At 73.2% G+C, this 19,381-nt stretch carries 19 protein-coding genes; 5 read left to right on the forward strand and 14 right to left on the reverse strand.

Annotated elements, in window-relative coordinates; all coding sequences use genetic code 11:
• Positions 1-12: 12 nt before the first annotated feature.
• The 3 genes from VSH64_RS07355 to VSH64_RS07365 all read left to right on the forward strand — a co-directional run bounded on the left by VSH64_RS07355 (position 13) and on the right by VSH64_RS07365 (position 2,265).
• Positions 13-540, forward strand: a complete 528-nt coding sequence (locus VSH64_RS07355) for a hypothetical protein (RefSeq protein WP_326834733.1) — start codon at positions 13-15, stop codon at positions 538-540.
• Positions 541-587: 47 nt separating this feature from the next.
• Complete coding sequence (locus tag VSH64_RS07360) at positions 588-1,076, forward strand: nitroreductase family deazaflavin-dependent oxidoreductase (RefSeq protein ID WP_326834734.1); 489 nt, start codon at positions 588-590, stop codon at positions 1,074-1,076.
• Positions 1,077-1,218: 142 nt separating this feature from the next.
• A complete protein-coding gene (locus VSH64_RS07365) occupies positions 1,219-2,265 on the forward strand; it encodes a ferritin-like domain-containing protein (protein WP_326834735.1) in 1,047 nt (348 codons plus the stop codon).
• A 1-nt stretch (position 2,266) separates the two neighbouring features.
• Here VSH64_RS07365 and VSH64_RS07370 read toward each other — a convergent pair whose 3' ends face one another.
• The gene (locus VSH64_RS07370) at positions 2,267-3,628 is read right to left on the reverse strand and encodes an aspartate aminotransferase family protein (RefSeq protein ID WP_326834736.1); all 1,362 of its coding nucleotides are present in this window, start codon (positions 3,626-3,628) and stop codon (positions 2,267-2,269) included.
• A gap of 85 nt (positions 3,629-3,713) precedes the next feature.
• On the opposite strand from VSH64_RS07370, the gene VSH64_RS07375 reads away from it, so the two are divergent.
• Complete coding sequence (locus VSH64_RS07375; RefSeq protein ID WP_326834737.1) at positions 3,714-4,622, forward strand: LysR family transcriptional regulator; 909 nt, start codon at positions 3,714-3,716, stop codon at positions 4,620-4,622.
• Between the two features lie 34 nt (positions 4,623-4,656).
• The gene (locus VSH64_RS07380; RefSeq protein ID WP_326834738.1) at positions 4,657-5,058 is read left to right on the forward strand and encodes a PASTA domain-containing protein; all 402 of its coding nucleotides are present in this window, start codon (positions 4,657-4,659) and stop codon (positions 5,056-5,058) included.
• Positions 5,059-5,125: 67 nt separating this feature from the next.
• Here VSH64_RS07380 and VSH64_RS07385 read toward each other — a convergent pair whose 3' ends face one another.
• The 13 genes from VSH64_RS07385 to VSH64_RS07445 form a co-directional block, all read right to left on the reverse strand.
• On the reverse strand, positions 5,126-5,320 hold the full coding sequence (locus VSH64_RS07385; RefSeq protein WP_326834739.1) for a hypothetical protein: 195 nt from the start codon (positions 5,318-5,320) through the stop codon (positions 5,126-5,128).
• A 270-nt stretch (positions 5,321-5,590) separates the two neighbouring features.
• Positions 5,591-8,260: a helix-turn-helix transcriptional regulator gene (locus VSH64_RS07390; protein WP_326834740.1), complete on the reverse strand. Its 2,670-nt coding sequence runs from the start codon at positions 8,258-8,260 to the stop codon at positions 5,591-5,593.
• A gap of 524 nt (positions 8,261-8,784) precedes the next feature.
• Complete coding sequence (locus VSH64_RS07395; RefSeq protein WP_326834741.1) at positions 8,785-11,577, reverse strand: AAA family ATPase; 2,793 nt, start codon at positions 11,575-11,577, stop codon at positions 8,785-8,787.
• 133 nt (positions 11,578-11,710) lie between these two features.
• A complete protein-coding gene (locus tag VSH64_RS07400; RefSeq protein ID WP_326834742.1) occupies positions 11,711-12,511 on the reverse strand; it encodes an SDR family NAD(P)-dependent oxidoreductase in 801 nt (266 codons plus the stop codon).
• Entirely contained in the window at positions 12,508-12,768 is a 261-nt protein-coding gene (locus tag VSH64_RS07405; protein ID WP_326834743.1) for a hypothetical protein, read from the reverse strand. Before VSH64_RS07405 ends, VSH64_RS07400 begins: the two co-directional genes overlap by 4 nt.
• Positions 12,769-12,777: 9 nt before the next feature.
• Positions 12,778-13,284, reverse strand: a complete 507-nt coding sequence (locus VSH64_RS07410) for an aromatic-ring-hydroxylating dioxygenase subunit beta (protein WP_326834744.1) — start codon at positions 13,282-13,284, stop codon at positions 12,778-12,780.
• Positions 13,284-14,600 carry an aromatic ring-hydroxylating oxygenase subunit alpha gene (locus VSH64_RS07415; RefSeq protein WP_326834745.1) on the reverse strand — a complete coding sequence of 439 codons (1,317 nt, stop codon included), beginning with the start codon at positions 14,598-14,600 and terminating at the stop codon, positions 13,284-13,286. The genes VSH64_RS07410 and VSH64_RS07415 overlap by 1 nt, the downstream gene beginning before the upstream one ends.
• Before the next feature lie 4 nt (positions 14,601-14,604).
• On the reverse strand, positions 14,605-15,636 hold the full coding sequence (locus VSH64_RS07420) for a dihydrodipicolinate synthase family protein (protein WP_326834746.1): 1,032 nt from the start codon (positions 15,634-15,636) through the stop codon (positions 14,605-14,607).
• A gap of 61 nt (positions 15,637-15,697) precedes the next feature.
• Positions 15,698-16,540 (reverse strand): DODA-type extradiol aromatic ring-opening family dioxygenase, encoded by an 843-nt coding sequence (locus VSH64_RS07425; protein ID WP_326834747.1) that lies wholly within the window; start codon positions 16,538-16,540, stop codon positions 15,698-15,700.
• Positions 16,537-16,797 (reverse strand): hypothetical protein, encoded by a 261-nt coding sequence (locus tag VSH64_RS07430; RefSeq protein ID WP_326834748.1) that lies wholly within the window; start codon positions 16,795-16,797, stop codon positions 16,537-16,539. The genes VSH64_RS07425 and VSH64_RS07430 overlap by 4 nt, the downstream gene beginning before the upstream one ends.
• A gap of 5 nt (positions 16,798-16,802) precedes the next feature.
• Positions 16,803-17,951, reverse strand: a complete 1,149-nt coding sequence (locus tag VSH64_RS07435) for an alpha/beta hydrolase family protein (RefSeq protein WP_326834749.1) — start codon at positions 17,949-17,951, stop codon at positions 16,803-16,805.
• Between the two features lie 32 nt (positions 17,952-17,983).
• Positions 17,984-19,147 carry an NAD(P)/FAD-dependent oxidoreductase gene (locus VSH64_RS07440; RefSeq protein WP_326834750.1) on the reverse strand — a complete coding sequence of 388 codons (1,164 nt, stop codon included), beginning with the start codon at positions 19,145-19,147 and terminating at the stop codon, positions 17,984-17,986.
• Positions 19,144-19,353 carry a ferredoxin gene (locus tag VSH64_RS07445; RefSeq protein ID WP_326834751.1) on the reverse strand — a complete coding sequence of 70 codons (210 nt, stop codon included), beginning with the start codon at positions 19,351-19,353 and terminating at the stop codon, positions 19,144-19,146. The genes VSH64_RS07440 and VSH64_RS07445 overlap by 4 nt, the downstream gene beginning before the upstream one ends.
• Positions 19,354-19,381 lie beyond the last annotated feature (28 nt).

The raw sequence follows: 19,381 nt of genomic DNA on the forward strand, positions 1-19,381 counted from the left end.
GGGAGCGTGAAGGTGGAAGCGATCGAGGTCAGCCACGGGGACGACTGGCTGCGGCGCACGCTCGAGAGCTCCCCACCCACCGTGCGACGCGCGGTCGGATCGTTCTCGCGCTGGCACCTCCTGCACCCGGACGGCGCACGGGTGACGGATCTGTCCCGGAGTTGCGGGCGTACCGCCGATTTCCCGGCCGCCGCCGCCCACTTGCGGGCCGGGGCGGCGTTTTCCACGGTCCTGGTCGAAGACCGGCTGAGCCGCGCCGGGGATCCCGATGTGTATCCGGCGGACGCGGTCCGGGCGGTGCCGGTCGAGCCGGTGAGCCTCGACCTGGGCGAGTCCGTGTTCACCCTGGCGTCGTCGGGTCACGCGCTCGCGCGGATCCTGCAGGGGATGAGCCACTGGCAGTTCCCGGTCCTGCTCATGCTGCAGGGCACGCCCACCCCGGCTTCCCTGCGGCAGGCGATCGCCGACGGTCACCTTCCGGACGTCGCCGCCGCGGCGATCTCCTGCTGCGATGGCGAGACCGTGCTCGTTTCGCGCTGAGCGAGGGGCGTCGGCCCGGTACGCTGGTGGTACCTGGGGAGGTGCGCATGGGGGTCGCCGATCGTCCGCCGTCCGGGCTGCTGCGGTGGGCGCTGCGCGCGCCGATCCCGTTCTATCGCGCCGGGCTGGGCCGGCTGTTCGGCCACCGTCTGCTCTACCTCGCGCACCGCGGGCGGAAGTCCGGGGCGCGGCGTGAGGTGATCGTCGAAGTGGTCCGGCGGCGGGGAGCGGAGTTGACGGTCGTCGCCGCCTGGGGTGGGGTGCCACAGTGGTACCGGAATCTGGTGGCGGGTCCGGCGATCGAGGTGCGGTGCGGGGGCCAGCGGTGGCGTGAGCCGGCGGCGCGGTTCCTCGACACGGGCGAGCTGGACGAAGTGCTGCGCGCCTACCACGACAGTCACCCGGGAGCGTGGGCGAAGATCGGGCCGCGGCTGGGGTTTCCGGCCGACCCGGGGGATCCACGGTGGACCGAAGCGATCACGAAGGTCCACGGAGTGACCTTCACGCCCGCAGGTGAAGAGCGCTCGCCGCGGTGAGGTGGCGCCGTACCGCGAGTGCGTGTCCGGCCGGGTCGGGCCACCAGGGGTAATCCCGGCGAGAAACCGGCCGCGATCGGGTGTCACAGATCCGGCGTCCGTCTTGTCCTGCCTCTCGAACCCGACCGACCGAGAGGCACCGATGACCACCACCCCCGCTCCCGCCATCGACAGCGTGGAGGAGCTCCGCCGGCACCTGCAGTGGGCGATCGAGCTGGAGCACGCCACCATCCCGCCCTATCTGTGCGCGCTGTATTCGCTCGATGCCGGGCGCAATGCCGAGGCCTCGCAGGTGGTGGGGAGTGTGCTGGCCGAGGAGATGTTGCACCTGGCGCTGGCGGCGAACCTGCTCAACGCCGTGGGCGGCGAGCCGAAGCTCGACTCGCCGGAGCTGCTGCCCGCGTACCCGCACGCGTTGCCGCACGGGGATCCGTCGTTGCGGGTGAGTCTGGTGCCGTTCGGGGAGGAGGCGCTGGAGTTGTTCCTGCGGATCGAGCAGCCGGAATCGGCCGACGCGCCGGCGCAGGCGGACGGGTACGCGACGATCGGGCAGTTCTACGCGGCCGTTCGGGACGGGCTCTCGAAACTGTGCGCCGAGCTGGGCGAGGAGGCCGTGTTCTCCGGGGACCCGAAGCGCCAGATCGGGGAGATGCACCTACGCAGCGGCGGTGGGCGCGTGATTCCGGTGCGGGATCTGGCTTCGGCGCTGGCGGCGTTGTCGGAGATCGTGGAGCAGGGCGAGGGGGCGGCGCGCACGGAAGTGTGGGACGGGGATCGCGACGTGTTCCACCCCGAGCGCGAGGAAGTGGCGCACTACTACCGGTTCCAGGAGCTCAAGAGCGGCCGCCGGTACGCCGAAGGCGACACGCCGGACAGCGGGCCGACGGGGGAGGAGATCAAGATCGACGCGGACGGCGTGCTGCCGATGCGCCGCAACCCGACCACGGCCGACTACCCCGAGGACAGCCCGATCCGCAAGGCGCAGAACGACTTCAACAACACCTACTGCTTGCTGCTTTACCTGCTGGAGGACGCGTTCACCGGCAACCCGGGCGGCCTGGGCGCCACGGTCGGGGTGATGTTCCAGCTGAAGGGCCAGGCGCAGGCGTTGATGAACATGCCGTCCGGCGACGGGAAAACCACCGCCGGTCCGACGTTCGAGTACGTGCCGCCGCAGCTGCGGCCCTAGCTCACCGCAGCTCGGCTCGCGCGTCGCCGATCGCTTCGTCCAGGATGGACAGTCCGAGGGAGAGCTCGTCCTCGGTCGCGGTCAGCGGCGGCGCGATGCGGAAGACGCCGCCCATGCCCTTGAGCTGCACGATGTTCAGGTGCAACCCCAGTTCCAGGCAGCGCCGGGTCACGAGGGCGCCGAGTTCGTCGGAGCTTTCCTTCGTGGTGCGGTCGACCACGAGCTCCAGGCCGGCCAGCAACCCGCGGCCGCGGATGTCGCCGACCACGTCGTGGCGGGCGGCGATCTCCTCGAGCCCGGTGCGCAGGAACGCGCCGAGCGTACGGGCGCGCTCATCGAGGCGGTCGCGCTGCAGCACGTCGAGCACGGTGTTGCCGACGGCCGCCACCAGCGGGTCGGACACGTGCGTGGTGAAGAACAGGAAACCGCGCTCGTGGGCCTCCTGCTCGATCTCCGCGCTCGTCAGCACGGCGGCGAGCGGCAGCCCGGCGCCGAGCGTCTTGGACACGGTGAGGATGTCGGGCACCACGCCGTCGCGCTCGAAGGCGTACCAGGTGCCGGTGCGGCACAGGCCGGTCTGGGCCTCGTCGAGGATCAGCAGCATGCCGCGCTCGCGGCACTTCTCCCGCAGCGCGGCGAAATACCCTGGCGGCGGCTCGATGATCCCGCCGGAGCTGAGGATCGGCTCCACGAGACACGCGGCGAGGCTGCCCACGGACTGCGCGTCGATCAGGTCGAACGCGAACTCGAGCTGCCGGCGCCAGTCGAGCGTGCCGTCGGGGTGGGTGAAGTCGGGGCGGTAGGCGTTGGGCGCCGGGATGGCGAAGTTGCCGGGGGCCGCGGGGCCGTAGCCCTTGCGGCCGGCGCTGTAGGTCGCGGCCGAGGCGGCCGCGGTCATGCCGTGCCACGACCGCGCGAACGACACGATCTCGTGCCGGCCCGTGACGAGCTTCGCCAGGCGGATCGCGGCCTCGTTCGACTCGGCGCCGGTGGTCAGCAGCAGCGCCTTCTCCAGCGGTGCCGGCAGCGTCTCGGCCAGCCGCCGCGCCAGGTCGACGACCGGACGGCTCAGCATGCCGCTGAACAGGTGGTCGAGCGTGCCGATCTGGCGCCGCACGGTCGCCACGATCTCCGGGTGCGAGTGGCCGAGGATCGCGCTCATCTGGCCGGAGGTGAAGTCGAGGATCTTCCGGCCGTCGGCGGTGTAGAGGAAGCTGCCGGCGGCGCGCTCGATGATCTCGCGCGTGAACTCGCCGCCGTAGCGCACGAGGTGGGCGTCGGCGTCGGCCCAGAACGACGCAGCGGTCCTAGCAGCGGTGGACTCAGCGGCAGCGGTCTCAGCAGCAGTGGTCGGAGCAGCCATGCCTTCGACGGTAAAGGCGGCCCGAGCATCACGTCCAGCTCACGATTCCGCACGTTCTGTTCGGCAAAGCCGCACAATGAGACGCGTGCTGAACCCCTGGCGCCTGCGCCTGCTGAGCCGGCTCGACACGCTGGGCACGATCCGCGCGGTGGCGAGCGCGTCGAACCTGAGCGCCTCGAGCGTGTCGCAGCAGCTCTCCGTGCTGGAGTCCGAAACCCGCACCCAGCTGCTCGAACGCACCGGCCGCCACGTGCGCCTCACCCCGGCCGGGCTGATCCTCGCGCGCCGGGCCCGCGCGATCCTCGACCACCTGGACACGGTCGAGGCCGAGCTGCGCGGCCTCGGTGAGGAGCCCGCCGGGCTCGTGCGGCTCGGCGCGTTCCAGAGCGCCGTGCACACCCTGGCCGTGCCGGCCGTGACCCGGCTGGCCGCGGCGCACCCGGACCTGCAGGTGGAGGTGCTGCAGCTCGAACCGCACGAGAGCATGCCCGCCCTGCGCGTCGGCGACGCGGACCTGATCATCACGACCACCGACTTCGTCGAGCAGCCGCTGGACCCCGACGTGGACCTCGTGCCGCTCACCACCGACCCGATCGTGCTGGTGATGCCGCCCGACCACCCCGCGACCCGCCGCGGCGCCGTGGACCTCGCGGCCTTCGCGGACGAGGCGTGGTCACTCGACCTGCCCCAGTCGTACATGGCCAACCTGACCCTGCGGCTGTGCCGGCAGTCGGGCTTCGAGCCACGCGCGGTGTGCCGCTTCAGCAACTACATGCTGGCGCTGCAGCACGTCGAGGCCGGGCTGTCGATCACGCTGCTGCCGGGGCTGGCCGTGGACCCGCGCTACCGCGTGACCACGCGGGAGCTCGCTTCGCCGGTCACGCGCTCGATCACCGCGGCCGTGCGCCGGGGCTCGCCGCAGCGAGCGGCCGTGCGGGTGGTTCTCGATGCCCTGCGGGGGATTCCGGCGGGTGCTCCGGGTGAGGGTGTGTGACGCTGGGTCGACCACTTCGCGAGGAAGGCCGACCGTGACCCAGCTCGGGAAAGCCCTGCCGATCACCGCCGCCGTGCTGCTCACCGTCGCCTGCGGGGCCCGGCCCGGAGACAGCGGGACGCCGGCCACGAACGCGAGCCCGGCCGCCACCGCGGCGACCACCACTACCACCACCGCGGCGACCACCACCGCGAAGGCAACCACCACCGCGACCGCCGTCGCCCTCACCGTGCCCGACGTCTCCGGCATGAACCACCAGGACGCGCAGGACGCCATGCAGGCGGCTGGTCTGTACAACCTGCGCGAAGTCGATTCCTCCGGCCGGCACCGCCTGATGATCCTCGACCGCGACTGGTGCCAGACCGGCCAGGACCCGAAGCCCGGCGCCAAAGCGGACGCCGGCACGGTGGTCACCCTCTACGCCGACAAGTGCTGAACCCGCCCTGGTCCCGCGCGCCCGCCCCTCCCCGGCCGGGCGCGCGGGAGTCGATCCCCCGGGGCCGCTAGTGGCTCGCGTTGAACGCGAGGACCTCGTCGAGCCGGGTCGACCACGCCGGTGACGTGCGCCGCAGGCCGCGGATGAGCGGTGCGGGGGTGCGCAGGCGGCGGGCGGAAACGTCGGCCGGTTTCGCGCGCCACCACCGGGTCACCGCGCTGCGGCGGTCGCTCATCCGGGTCAACCCCTCTCGTCCGTTCATGATCCACTCTCGCAGGGCCGCGCGCGATCTCGCACCCGGCACTACCCCGGGCCCGATACCCGGGCCGGGTGGTTCGGGCCCAGGGCCTGGGGCCCCGGGTTCCCGGGACCAGGGGTTCTCCCGGGGGCAGTCGGGCGCCGCGCTCACGTTCACTGGATGCCGGCGTGGGGCGCGAACCCCGTGGTGATGCGCCGAAACCGAACATTCGGGCACCACTGCCCCGACCGGAAGGAGCGAGGCATGAGACCCGGCGACCCCGATTGGTGAGGCTCAGTCCTGCGGCAGCACGGCCCTGAGCTGACGCCGGGACCGGATGCCCAGCTTCGTGAAGACCTTGCTCAGGTGCCATTCGACGGTGCGGGGGCTCACCGTGAGCTGGGCGGCGATCTCACGGTTGGTGTGGCCGTCGCGGGCCAGGCGCGCGATGAAGGCCTCGTTGGTGGACAGCGGACCGGGGTCGTCGGACGGTTGCACGGTCTCGGCCGTCGCGAGCAGTTCGCGGTGGGCGCGCGCGGCGAAGGCGTCCGCGCCGACGCGGGAGCACAGGTCGGCGGCCAGACGCAGCTGGGCCCGCGCGTCGACCCGGCGGTGGGCGCGCCGCAGCCATTCGCCGTGGACCAGGTGCGTGCGGGCGAGCCAGAAGGCGTCGCCGCCGACGGTCAGGTGCGCGAGCGCGGCCCGGTAGTGCTCTTCGGCGGCCGCGCCGGTGCTCACCAGGGCCCGGGACCGCGCGGCGAGACCGTACGCGAGCTCGGTGCCGGCCACGTCGGTGCGCTCGACCAGCCGGCTCAGCGCCTCGGCCGCCACCTCGGGCTCGTCGCACCGCACGGCCGCCTCCACGAGCTCGACCAGCGCCGTGCCGACGGTGCCGAGGTTGTCGTCGTCCTGCGCGGCCTCCTGGGCCGCCGCGAGCGCCGCGCGATACTGCCCGAGTCCATTGTGGAGGATCGCGGCCGAGTACTGCACCACGCGCAGGGCGAGCCCCTGCCCGGAAGCGCTCGCGCGCTGCGCGGCGGCCCGCACCAGGTCGAGCGCCGGCTCCTCGACCCCGCGCCAGGCGGCCAGGAACGGCTCGATGTAGCGCCGCGGCGGCGCGCCCGTGGCGGTGGTGATCGAGTCGGCTTCTTCGAGCGTGGCCACGGATTCCTCGATGCGTCCGAGCATCGCCTCCACGCGCGCCCGGTACGCGAGCGCCCGCGGCAGCCACGGCAGCGCACCCGCGGCGCGCACGACCTCGACCTGGTGCACGGCCCAGAACAGGATGCCCTCCGCGTCGAACAGGTCGCGCGCGATGTGGGAGCACAGCCACAGCCAGCGCAGGTCATCGGCGCCGGCGCGGCGGAAGTGCGCGGCGGCTTCGCGCAGCAGGGGAGCTGCAGCCGCATAGCCATCGGTGAAGCGGACGACCACGGCGTCCAGCAACAAGTCGGCCGAGCTGCCCCGGCCGGGCGGCGCGGTTTTCGCGGCGAGCGCGATCGTGCGCGCCTGGCCGTCGCCGGCGAACACGGCCGCGGTGAGCGCCTCGAGGTAGGTCTCGCGGGCCAGCACGGGATCGACGCCGGTGAGCCGCCGCGCCACGGCGGCGAGCGCGGTCACCGCTTCGGGCCCGGGATCGGTGACCCCCGCGATTTTCGCCGACAGCAGCGCGGCGCGGGCGGCGTCCGGCTCGTCGAGCGGCACCGCGCGGGCGCGGGCCACCAGGTCGGCCGCCGACACGGGTGTGCCGGCGTCGAGCTTCGCCTGCGCGGCCGCGAGGAACCGGTGTGCGCGGCGGTGCGGGTCGGGCGTGAGCTCGGCGGCCCAGGTCAGGAAGGCCGCCGCCGCGACCGCGCCGCCCCGCTCGCGCGCGCTGCCGGACACGGCGGTCAGCTCGGCGGCCACGGTCTCGTCGGGTGCCGTGGCCGCCTGGGCGTGGTGCCAGGCACGCTGCTCGCGGTCACCGTCGGCCAGCGCCACGGCGAGGGCGTGGTGCGCCTGGCGCCGTTCCGTGAGCGGCGCGGAGTGGTAGAGCGCGGGCCGCGCGAGCGGGCGGCGGAACAGCACCTGCTCGCCCACGGTGAGCAGGCTCGTCGGCGCGGCCGGGTCGAGGCCCAGCACCGCCGCCGCGCGCCGCAGCAACACCGGGTCGCCGGTGGGCTCCGCGGACGCCAGCACCAGCAGCCGGCGCGTCGCCCACGGCAGCTCGCGCGCGGCGGCCACGAACTCGCGCTCGGCGGGGTCCACCACCGGCCGCACGCCCGCCGGGCCGAACCCGCCGGAGATCTCCGCCCGCGACAGCGCGCGGTGCAGGTCCAGCAGCGCCTCGGGATTCCCGCGCGCTTCCGCCACGACCCGCCGCCGCACGTGCTCGTCCCGCACGTCCGGCAGCACCGCCGTGAGCAACGCGCCGGCCGCCTCGTCGCCGAGCCCGGCCAGCCGCAGCTCGGGCAACCACGCCAGCTCCCGCGACGGCCGCCGCCCCGCGAACACCACGCTCACCCCCGGCGCCGGCTCCCGCGCCAGCGCCGCCAGCACCCGCGCCGACGCGTCGTCGAGCCACTGCACGTCGTCCACGAAACACACCACCGGCGCGGCCGCCGCCAGCACCGCCGCCGCGCCCCGCGTGACCTGCCCGGGATCCGGCGCCCCCGCCGACAACCCCAACGTGCGCCGCACCGCCCTGCGCTGCACCACCGGCAACCGCTCCACGTGGTCCGGCATCGTCGAGAGCAGCTGGTGCAGACCCGCGTAGGCGAACGCCTGCTCGGACCGGGCGCCGCGGACCCGCACCACCCGTGCCGGCCCCACGGCGTCGGCGAGCGCCCGCTCGACCAGCGCCGTCTTGCCCAGGCCCGCCTCACCGTGCACGACCAGGGCGCCGCCGCCTTCGATCACGGTCGCCAGGCGGCGGAGCTCGGTGTCGCGGCCGCGGAGGCGGGCGGTGCGGGCTCGGGTGATCATGTCGCCGAGCCTGGGGTGGGGGTCGGTTGGGGTCGGTTGGGGCGGGCGGAGACGCGCGCACGTGCCCGGCCGGATCCCGCACTGCGCCCTGGCTTGCCGGCCGTCGCCGGGCCACTCGAGACGAGCGCGCCGCGGCCCTCGACTGTCGCAGCGAGGCAGTGGTATCGGGGGCCGCGGGCTCGGACCGGACACTGCGCACTGTCGCGCGCAGGCCTGGCGGCCGCATCAGGCGCTGCCTTGCCGATCTCTGGCCTGTCTCGCGTCGCGAGGGCGCCGCTGCGGGCAACCGCGGCGCGGCGGCAGAACTGCGCGTCGCGGCCGCGGAGGCGGGCGGTGCGGGCTCGGGTGATCATGTCGCCGAGCCTGCCGCGGAGGCCGGCGGACACGGAGCAGCGAATCCACGTTCGGCGGCGCCACCCCGCCCGAGGAAGGCACCACCACCCGCCCGGCGATCCCGCACCCACGCGACTCGCGCTCGCGCGATCATGAGCGCGCGAGGGAAAGTCGGGCAGCGACGGCGAGATTCACTGGTCCGGTGCACCCCGGGTCGACAACGCCGTGCGCAGGCCGCGGCGCGAGCTGATGCCGAGCTTCACGAAGATCTTGCCCAGGTGCCATTCCACGGTGCGCGGGCTGAGGAACAGCTGGGCGGCGATCTCCTGGTTGGTGTGGCCGTCGGCGGCGAGGCGGGCGATGTAGGCCTCCTGGCCGGTGAGGGTGTCGGACGCGGCGGTCGCCGGGGCGCGCATGGGTTCGCCGGCGGCGACGAGTTCGCGGCGGGTGCGTTCGGCGAAGCCGGCGGAGCCGATGAGGGTGAAGATGCCGTGGGCGCGTTTGAGCTGGGCGACGGCGTCGGCCGGGCGGTTTTCGCGGCGCAGCCACTCGCCGTAGACGAGGTGCGCGCGGGCGAGCATCGGGTCGGTGCGGCGGTGGCCGAGGTGGTCGAGGGAGCGGCGGTAGAGCGTGTCGGCTTCGGGGCCGGAGGCGAGCAGGGCCCGGGAGCGCGCCGCGACGCCGCGGGCGAGGTCGGTGCCGCTGGCTTCGGCGCGGGTCACGAGCTCGCGCAGCGCCGCCTCGGCACGCCGGCGCTCGCCACCGCGCACGGCGGCCTCGATGTGCTCGAACAGCAGGTAGCCGTAGAGGCCGAGGTCGTCGTGTTCGAGCGCGAGGCCGCTGGCCTCCAGCGCTTCCTGCCAGCGGCCGAAGCTGTTGTGCAGCAGCGCCGACGCGTACTGCACGACCGGGATCACGCGCCCTTCGCCGCGGGCGATCGCGTTGTCGCGGATCTCGCGCACGAGCCGCAGCGTGAGCTCCTCCTGGCCGCGGTGCGCGGCGAGCACGGGCTGCACGTGCAGGGGCGGCGGAGCGCCGGTGGCGTTGCTGATCGCGGTCGCTTCCTGCAGCAGGGCGGCGGCCTCGTCGAAGCGCCCGGCGTGCACGCTCACGCCGGCCCGGTACGCCAGCGCGACCGGCAGCAGCGTGAGCGCGCCTTCGCTGCGCAGCAGCTCCACCTGCTGCGCGGCCAGCGCGTCCCACGAGTCCTGGTCCCACAGCTCGAGCGCGATCCGCCCGACGATGCCGTACCAACGCGGCGAGGCCTCGCCGTGGTCGTCCGCGCGGCGGAACTCGCGCGCGGCGTGCAGCAGGCGGGGCGCGGCCTGGACGTAGCCGTCGGTGAAGCGCTTGATCAGGCCGTCGAGCAGCAGGTCGACCGTGCGCGGCGGGTCGGGCGCCGGCGGCGCGGACCGGGCGGCGCGCGCGATGTCCTCGGGGCTGTCGGCGTCGGCCCAGGCGAGCCGGCCCGCGAAGATCGACGACATGAGCGCCTCGAGGTAGGTCTCGCGGGCGAGCGGCGGGTCGAGCTCCCGCAGCCGCCGCGCGGCCGCGAGCAGCAGCGCGGGCGCGTCGCGGCCTCGGTGCCGGGTGAACGCGATCTGGGTCCGCAGCAGGTCGATCCGCGCCCGCTGCACCGGTTCGGCCGGCACCGCCTCGGCCACGGCCAGCAGGGACAACGCCGAACCAGGCGCGCCCGCGTCGAGCTTGGCCTGCGCCGCGGCCCACGCCCGGCGCGCCCGGTCCGCGGGGTCGGGTGTGAGGTGCGTGGCGTGAGCGAGGAACGCCGCGGCCGCCGCGACACCACCGCGCGCCCGCGCCCGGCCGGCCGAACTCTCCAGCTCGGCGGCGATCTCCTCCGACGGACCCGGCGCGGCCTGCGCGCGGTGCCAGGCCCGGTGCTCGCCGTCCACCCGCGGGTCGATGGCCTCGGCCAGCGCCTCGTGCACGCGCCGGCGGTCCCGCAGCGTCGCCGAGTGGTACACGGCCGAGCGCACCAGCGCGTGCCGGAACCGCACCCGCGTGCCGATGCTCACCAGCTCCGCCGTCTCGGCCGGTTCGGCGGCGTCGACGCCGAGGCCCAGGCGCGCGGCGGCACGCCAGAGCAGCGCGGCCTCGCCCACCGGGTCGGCCGCCGCGACGAGCAGCAGCAGCCGCGTGTCGGACGGCAGCGTCTGCAACTGCGCGGCGAAGCTGCGTTCGACACGCCCGATCAGCGGCCGGTCGCCGCCGACCAGGCTGTACCCGCCGGCGAGCGCGGCCGGCGGCCGGTCGCGCGGCAGCTGCAGCAGGGCCAGCGGGTTGCCGCGCGCCTCGGCGAGGATGCGTTCGCGCACGCGGTCGTCCATCCGCCCGGGCACCGCCGTCTCCAGCAGCTGCCGCGAATGGCGGTCGTCGAGGCCGGTGAGCACCAGCTCGGGGAAGCCGTCGAGGCCTTCGAGCTCGCGTTTGTCCTCGCTTTCGCGCACCGCGAAGATCATCGCGATCGGATCGGCGTCGAGCCGGCGCGCCACCAGCGACAACGTCTGCACCGAAGCGCTGTCGAGCCACTGCACGTCGTCGACCACACACACCAGTGGGTGTTTCGCCGCCGCCTCGGCGAGCAGCGTCAACGCGGCGAGCCCCACCAGGAACCGGTCCGGCGGCTTGCCCTCGCGCAGCCCGAACGCGGTGGCGATCGCGTCACGCTGCGGCGCCGGCAGCGAGTCGAGCCGGTCGAGCAGCGGCGCGCACAGCTGGTGGACGCCGGCGAACGCGAGCTCCATTTCGGATTCCGCGCCCGAGATCTGCGCGACCCTCAGGTCGGCCGCCGCGGCGGCCACGTGGTTGAGGAGCACGGTCTTGCCCACGCCCGGCTCGCCGCGCACCACGAGCACGGAGCTGCGGCCCTTGCGCGCGCCGTCGACCAGCCGGTCGAGCAACGCGAGCTCGGCACCGCGCCCGAGGAGCGCGGGAGCACCCGGCTTGCCCGTGGCCACACCCATTCCTCCTCCGCACCGCCGACGACACCGCTCTCGCCGTCTCGCCTCCATGGCCGGAGGTGGTGCGAATCCACGTATAGCACCGGAATCGGCGCCCCGGCAAGCGAGCCGGGACCCGACTCGCGCGCCGTGGGAATCAGGTCTGCACTTCGGGCACTTGCGCCGTGAGCGGCGCGCGGCCACCGTCGGTGTTGATCACCACACCGGTCACCACCCGCGCGGCCACGGGATCGGCGAGGTACACGAACGCGCCGGCGTGGTCCTCCGGCGTGGCCGCCGTCCGCAGCAGCGTGGTGGCGGCGATGCGATCCGACCGCCCGCCGCGGTCCTCCACAGTGGACTCCGCGCGGCCGAGCGCGCTCAGTCCGGAGAACCGCGTGCCGGACGTGCCCCCGGGTGCGACGCCGTTCACCCGCACCGCCGGCGCCAGGTCCGCGGCGAGGTGCTGCACCACCCCGCGCAGCGCCCACTTCGAGCTGCCGTAGAGCACCCCGCCGCCCACGGGGTGGAACGCCGACTCCGACAGCGTCAGCGTCACCGAGCCGCGCGCCTGCTCCAGCGCGGGCCACGCCGTGCGCACGGCCGCCAGCGCGCCCAGCACGTTGACCTGCCAGATCTCGCGCGCCGCGGTCACCAGCTCGGCCACGGACAGGTCGCGGATCGAGGTGTAGTGGTCGAACACGCCGACGCAGCAGGTCAGCTGGTCGACCCGCCCGGCCGTCGCCACCGCCTCGGCCAGCACCTCCGGCGCGGTCGCGTCGCCCACCACCACCTCCAGCGGAAGCGAGCCGGCCGCGGCCCGCAGCTCGGCGGCGTGCGCCGGCGAACGCTCCACCACCGTCACCGCCGCGCCTTCGCGCAGGTAGGCCAGGGTGGCGGCCCGGCCGATGCCGGAGCCGCCACCGCTCACGAGGATGCTCAGCCCGGCCAGGCTCACGGCGCGGGCCGCCGCTGCAGCAGCTCGGAGATGAGCTCCGGGTCCTGGAAGCTGAGGCAGTCGAGCGCCACCGCGTCGAGCCGCACGCGCGAGCCCCGCCGGGGTGACCAGATGTCGAGACGCATCCCGTTGCGCGTCTCGATCTTGCGGACCACGACGTCGACGAACTCGTTCGCGATCACGATGGGCCCGTCGCCCGGCTCGCCGTCGAGCTCCACGACGTCACCGATCGGCGGACGTTCGATCCCCGGTTCCACGAAGCCTCCCTAGACGAAAATGGACAGGTTGTGCGCGTTGATCAGCGACTGGTCGAACGCCGCCCACCGCCGCGCCAGCCGCCAGCCCTGCGCGGTGCGGCGCACCACGTCCTTGCGGGCCAGCGAGTAGAAGCTCGGCGTGGGGCTGTCGCCCCGGCTGCGGTAGAGGAAACAGTTGGACGACACCAGGAACTCGTCGTCGTGCTCACCCGGGTCGGCCAGCACGTTGGTCACGAAGTGCCGGGTGCGTGAAGGCGGCTGCTCGGCCCACGCGAAGTCCGTCTCCAGCCGCCGCACCCGCACTTCGAGGGTGTCGCGGTCGTCGTCGAAGATCCGCGACGTGGGCGAGAGCTCCCAGCCCGCCAGGCTTTCCCGCGTGACGCGCACCGGCACCTCGTAGCGGATGTCGTCGGTGAGCAGTGCCAGCCAGTCGCGGAACCGGCGCTCGTCGAGCGCCAGCGCCTCGCGGTAGAGGAACTCCTGCAGCTCGGCGACGGTGTCCCGGTCCACGGCCATCACGCCTCACCGGCCAGGTAGTCGCCCCACCGGCTCCACAGGGTGCGGAAGTTCGTGTCGTTCACGTACGGCCGCACTGCGTGCCCCGGCCCCGGGAAGTCCGGGTCGGGTTCGCTCTCCATCCCCATCACGTAGGGGAAATCGAGGTCCCGCACCAGCCCCGAGGCCGCCGAGCGCGTGACCTTCGTCCAGTTCTCGAAGTCGTCCTGCTCGAACGTGCCGGCCTGCCCGAACGCCAGCGTGTACGCGCGGTAGGCCTCGGTCTTGTAGTCCTGCGGCGCGTCCTTCGGCACGAGGCACCACGAGTACATCTCCATCCGCCCCGGCCCGACCGGGTGGTAGAGGCGCATCGTCACGAACCGCACGCCCGGCTGGCCGGGCACGAGGCTGAACGGCTGCATGAGGAACGACAGGTTGGGGAACACCGTGCCGACCGCGGTGCGGGTCTGCGCGAACACGGCCGCCTGCGCCGGGCTCATCGCCTCCTTCATCCCGGCCACCAGCTCGTCGGGGAACCCGCCGAACGCCGGGAAGTCGGGGCTGTGGCCCAGCCCGATCCCGTGGCCCCGGCCCGGCACGCTCACGGCCCAGCCCTGGCTGTGCGTGGTGCCCGACGACGGGAAGTAGCCGAGGTTGAAGCCGAACTGGTGGGCCACCGGCGTGTGGTAGCCGTCGCCCGCGAAGTTCTCGGCGCAGATCTTCCAGTCCGTGTCGGCCACCCAGTGGTCCGGCGGTCCGTGCACCTCGACCCCGCCCAGGCCGTGCTTGAGGTAGAGGTCGAGGTAGAACTGGAAGCCGCCGAGGTAGTCCTCCAACGAGGGTGCCGCCGGGTCGAGGCAGCCGAACACCAAACCTTCGTAGGTGTCCACGCGCACCGCGACCAGACCCCAGTCCTTGCGCTTGAGCCGCCCTTCGTAGCCCTCCTTCATGTAGGGCACGCCGACGAGCTCACCCGAGTTCTTGTACGTCCAGCCGTGGTAGGAGCAGCGGAAGTGGCTGGCGTTGCCCATTTCCGACTTGCACATCACGTTGCCGCGGTGGCGGCACATGTTGAGGCTGGCGTGCACCTCGCCGTGTTCGTCGCGCGCGACGATGATGTTGTTGTTGGCGATGGCGCGGGTCACGTAGTCACCGGGCGAGGGGATCTCGCTTTCGTGGGCGAGGAAACACCACGCCTTGGTGAACAGCCGGTCCTGCTCCAGCGCGTACACGGCTTCGTCGTTGAACGCCCGGGCGGGGAATCGGCCTTCGCCGATCCCCGCCCGCGTGCGGCTCACCCACTCGGCGAGCGCCGTGGAGTCTCTGAGCGCGGTCACGGGGTCACACCCGGCCCTGCCTGGCACCGAAGCGCTTCTCGATCTCGACGCTGATCTGCCGGTAGCGCTCCACGTGGTCCGCGGTCGTGCTCACGTGCTCGGCGGGTACGAGGTCCTCGGTGTAGGGCACGCGGCTCTTGCCGACGTTGAGGTACCCCGCGCCGTTCACGCGGATCTTCTCCAGTGGCACGTTGTACTTGGCGAACTCGGTGAAGTCCTGGCCCACGAGGAACGGCTCGTGCGCCCAGCGCAGGCGCTCGGTGAGCCAGCGTGCGTCGTCGAAGCGGCCCTGCTGCAGGGCGTCGCGCAGCTCCAGCACCGGGCCGGGGCCCATCGCCGTGGTGGAGGACCAGGCCATGCCCACGAGCTCTTCGCCGTACATCTCCCACGCGGGGAACCAGTCGGTCTCGATCGGCATGAGCGGGAAGCTCGTGCCGGTGTGGGCCATGTCGTTGTGGTAGCGGAACCCGACCGACGCGCCGCCGGCGTACTTCACGGCCACGACCTGCGGCAGCTCGACGAGCGTCCGGTACACGCGGCGCGGGATGATGCCGCGGAACGCCGCGGTGTTGTCGTACACGACGATGGCCAGCTCCGGCACCGCCTCGGCGACGTCGCGGTAGAAGCGTTCCATCACCGGCGCCACCATCTCGCCCCACATCGGACGGCCGAGCAGCGTGCCGGTGACCCCGAGGCCGGCGAGGAACTTCATGCGCGACACGGTGTCGCGGGTGTTGAGGGTGGTGGCGCCGATGAAGATCGGGAAGTCCGGCTTCACGGCGCGCACGGTCTCGGCGACGCAGCCGGCGTAGGCCTGCCACTCCTCGAGCGTGAGGGTGGCCATTTCGCCGAGGGTGCCGTTGAGCGCGATCGCGTCGACGCCGTCGGCGATGAAGGCGCGGATCATGCGTTCGGTCTCGGCGAGGTCGACGGTGTCGGTCGCGTCGGCGCGTTCGGCGCCGGGCAGGGCCGGGGTCGGGGGGTAGGCCATGACCCCGCGCAGGTCGCGGCCGGTGATCGGGGGCAGCTTGCTCATCGTGGCTCCTTGGTCGGGTACTGCGGGTCGAGTAGGGGTGGTCGGGGTGAGCGTCGGTCGGTCAGAGGCGGGCGGCGGCGACGGCCGTGCCGGTCAGCCAGGCGGACACGGGTTCGTAGGCGAGCACGTCGAACCCGGTCCCGGCCGCGCCGGCCGCGACGAGCCAGGTGCGGATCTCGTGGGCGCCGTTGCCGGCGGCGTCGATCTCCTCGCGGGTGAACGCGGTGAGCTTCGCCGGGTCGCCGGATTCGAGGCGGGCGAGGAAATCGCGGTCGAAGTCCTCGTTGATGTCGCCGGACTCGGGCAGCCCGACCCAGTGCGAGAGGCCGCCGGTGGCGAGCACGACCACCCGTCGCGCCGCCGTCTGGGCGGCCACGGCCGAGCGCAGCATCCGGCCGAAGTCGTAGCAGCGCTTGGCCGTGGGCCACGGCGGGTTCACGCCGTTCACGATCACCGGCACGAGCGGGTACCGCGAATCCGGGTCGACGTGCTTGAGCGGCACGCAGAAGTTCTCGTCGAACTCCAGTCCACCTTGGACCAGAGCCGGGTCGAACTCCGCGTCGAGCGCGGCGGTGTAGAGGTGCTCGCCGAGCGCGGCGTCGCCGGGGTAGCGGTGCTGGGGCACGTTGAGGAACTTCGCCATTTCCGCCGTCGCCGGGCCGAGGTAGTCCTCGCCGGTGGCGACGGCGAAGGCCGGCAGGTTGCCGAGGTGGAAGTTGGTGAAGTGCTCCACCGACACCGCGATCACCGCGTCCGGTTCGAGTGCCGCGACGCGGTCGCGCACCTGCGCGAACGCACCTTCGACGGCGATGCGGGCTTGCTCGGTGGCCCGCTCGGGCCACCCGGTGATCCCGGGCGAGTGCGACGCCGCGAAGGCGCCGACGATGCGGCCTGGTTCGCTCACGGTGTCTTCACTCCCCGGATCCGCGCGTAGTAGTCGGCACGGTCGACCTCCAGCTGGATCGCGCAGAAGTACAGGAGGTAAGGGTTCACGCCGTGCTCGTAGAGGGCTTTGAAGTCCAGGTCTTTCATCCAGCCGCGGAACTGGCCGGCGATGTCGTAGTCGTCGAGCACCGCGTCGGGCTCGGCGCGGTAGCGCTCGGTGACCGCGCGCACGCGCCGCACGTCCCACAGCAGCTTGTGGATTTCGTACAGGGACACGGCGATCACCCGAGCTTGTGGACGAACCAGTCGGCGAGCCGGGCCGTCGCCACGGAGAAGTAGTCGTAGCTGCAGTGCAGCGACCCGGCTCCGTCGTAGATGTCGGCGGTCACGTCGTCGGTGGTGAGCGCGTCGAGGAAACGGCGGGCGCCCTTGATGTCCATGATCAGGTCGTCGGTCCCGTGCATCACGTACACGGGAATGGTGAGCTTCTGAGCCACGCCGTCGAGGGTGAACTCGGCGAGCTTGGCGCGCGCTTCGGCGTCGTCGGCCGAGCCGGTGAGCCACTGCAGCTGCTTCTGCAGCGGCGGGTAGAACTCGTAGAAGTCGGTGAGGATGCTCCACGTGCCGCACCAGGCCGCGACTGCCTTCACGCGCGGTTCGAACGCGGCCGCGCGCGGTGCGTAGTAGCCGCCGAAGCTCACACCGGCGAGGCCGAGGCGCTCGGTGTCCACATCGGACCGCTGCGAGACGAAGTCGAGCACGGCCGCCACCGGCACCTCGTAGTCGGGCCGGCTGTAGAGCTTCTTGAACCGCAGCGAGCTGCCGCGGCCCGGCGTGTCCACGAGCACCACGTTGACCCCGCGCGAGGGGAACTCGGTGCCGCCCATGAAGTACAGCTCTTCGGCCCACGAGTCGGCGCCGCCGAGGAACAGCACGGTCGGGCGCGGGGTGTCGCTCGCGTCCGGCTTCACGAAGTAGCCGTCCATCGTGGTGCCTTCGAAGGGCACCTGGATCCGCTCGATCAGCCCGCCGGTGAGCTCGGCGGCGCGCTGGAAGTTGGTGGTGCCGTTGCGGTAGGCCTGTTCGCGGCGGGGATCGTGGCTGTCGAGGAAGAACTCGGAGTGGCGCCAGTAGCTGCACGAGCGCTGCAGGGCCCGGCGCGCGGTCGTGAGATCACCGCGCTCCAGCGCGGCCTCACCCGCGGCCGTGGCCTCCTCGGCGGTGCGGCTCCACTCGCGCTGCCACACCTCGCCGTCGGTGCTCGTGCGCCCGATGCGCGCGGCCGTACGCGCGCATTCGAACAGGTCCGAGCCACCCACGGCGACCTGGGCGAGCAGCCGCATGGTCTGCAACGACCAGTCCTCGTCCTGGGGGAAGAGCTCGATGATCGACAGCGCGTCGCGGTTGGCGGCGACGGAGGAGTTCGTCATCTCGGTCCTTTCTTTGCTTGGGGGTAAGGGGTTCAGGAGTGCACCAGGCCGGCGAACGGGGCCCGTTCGGCGATGGCCCGGCGCAGGGAGACGAGCTGCTTCGCCGCGTTCACGCACACGGCACCGCTGATCCGGCCGCCGCGGCCGTAGGCGACCACGAGCTGCCGCTCCGTTTCGAGCAGCACCTCGGTGTCGTCGCCGGGTCCGGGCCGGCCTACGCAGCGCAGCTTCGCGTCGAACTGGTCGGTCCAGAAGTAGGGCACGGACTCGAACGGCCGCGCGTCGCCGAGCAGCGTGGCCGCCGCGTGCCCGCCCTGCTCCACGGCGTTGGTCCAGTGCTCGACGCGCATCGGCTCGCCGAACAGCCCGTTGTGCCACCGCGCGACGTCCCCGGCCGCCACCACCCCCGGAACTCCGGTGGCCAGCGTCGGCTCGCACTCCACGCCGTCGCCGAGCGGCACGCCCGAGCCCGTGAGCCAGCCGGTCGCCGGGCGGGCGCCGGTGGCCACGAGCACCACGTCGGCCGTGAGCACCTCACCGGTGGACAGCTCGGCGTGGGTGCCGGACCCGGTGGGGGACAGGCGTTCCACACCGGTGGAACAGAGCACCCGGACGCCGTTCTCCTCGTGCCGGGCGCGGAACCAGTCGCCGACGGTGGCCCCGAACGCGCGGCTCATCGGAGCCGCCGCGACGTCGACCACGGTCACGTCGAGACCGCGCCGGCGAGCGGTCGCCGCGGTCTCCATGCCGATGAACCCGGCGCCGATGATCAGCACCGTGCGTGCGGTGGCGAACAGGGTGTCGAGCCGCCGGGCGTCGTCGAGGTCACGCAGTTCGACGGTGCCGGGAGCCACGGCCCGGGGGATGGCCGAGCCGGTGGCGATCACGAGCCCGTCGTAGGACTCGGTGGTGCCGTCGGCGAACGCCACGAGCCGGTCGCGGACGTCGAGGCCGGTGGCGGCGTGCCCGAGCTTCAACGTGACGTCGTGCTCGGCGTACCACTGCCGGTCGCGCAGTTCGAGCCGCGCCGCGTCGACGCCGGTCGAGAGTGCTTCCTTGGACAGCGGCGGCCGGTCGTAGGGCCGGTGCGGCTCCGCGCCGGCGAGCACCAGCTCACCCTCGAACCCGCGGGCCCGCAGCCGCTCGACGGCGCTCACGCCCGCCAGCGACGCACCGACCACCACGATCCGCTTCACCCGGCACGCTCCTCGAGCGTGATGGCCTGCGCCGGACAGCACCGCGCCGCGGCTTCGGCCTTCGCTCGCACCGCTTCCGGCGGGTCGGCCTGGCGCAGCACGGCGGTGTCGGTGTCCTCGTCGAAGTCCCAGATCTCCGGGGCCTCGATGAGGCAGTTGGCGTAGCCCTGGCACTTGCCGGGGTCGAAGACGACGTGGAGGGACATCACGTGCTCCCTGGGGGTTCGAGGGACG

The organism is Amycolatopsis rhabdoformis, assembly GCF_035918295.1.
GTDB lineage: Bacteria > Actinomycetota > Actinomycetes > Mycobacteriales > Pseudonocardiaceae > Amycolatopsis > Amycolatopsis rhabdoformis.

What these genes read in the sequence shown, in the direction of transcription:
- VSH64_RS07435 (WP_326834749.1), bottom strand. Translation starts at nt 17,951, where the DNA reads ATGACGAACTCCTCCGTCGCCGCCAACCGCGACGCGCTGTCGATCATC.
- VSH64_RS07445 (WP_326834751.1), bottom strand. Translation starts at nt 19,353, where the DNA reads ATGTCCCTCCACGTCGTCTTCGACCCCGGCAAGTGCCAGGGCTACGCC.
- VSH64_RS07410 (WP_326834744.1), bottom strand. Translation starts at nt 13,284, where the DNA reads ATGGCCGTGGACCGGGACACCGTCGCCGAGCTGCAGGAGTTCCTCTAC.
- VSH64_RS07360 (WP_326834734.1), top strand. Translation starts at nt 588, where the DNA reads ATGGGGGTCGCCGATCGTCCGCCGTCCGGGCTGCTGCGGTGGGCGCTG.
- VSH64_RS07420 (WP_326834746.1), bottom strand. Translation starts at nt 15,636, where the DNA reads ATGAGCAAGCTGCCCCCGATCACCGGCCGCGACCTGCGCGGGGTCATG.
- VSH64_RS07370 (WP_326834736.1), bottom strand. Translation starts at nt 3,628, where the DNA reads ATGGCTGCTCCGACCACTGCTGCTGAGACCGCTGCCGCTGAGTCCACC.
- VSH64_RS07385 (WP_326834739.1), bottom strand. Translation starts at nt 5,320, where the DNA reads ATGAACGGACGAGAGGGGTTGACCCGGATGAGCGACCGCCGCAGCGCG.
- VSH64_RS07390 (WP_326834740.1), bottom strand. Translation starts at nt 8,260, where the DNA reads ATGATCACCCGAGCCCGCACCGCCCGCCTCCGCGGCCGCGACACCGAG.
- VSH64_RS07365 (WP_326834735.1), top strand. Translation starts at nt 1,219, where the DNA reads ATGACCACCACCCCCGCTCCCGCCATCGACAGCGTGGAGGAGCTCCGC.
- VSH64_RS07395 (WP_326834741.1), bottom strand. Translation starts at nt 11,577, where the DNA reads ATGGGTGTGGCCACGGGCAAGCCGGGTGCTCCCGCGCTCCTCGGGCGC.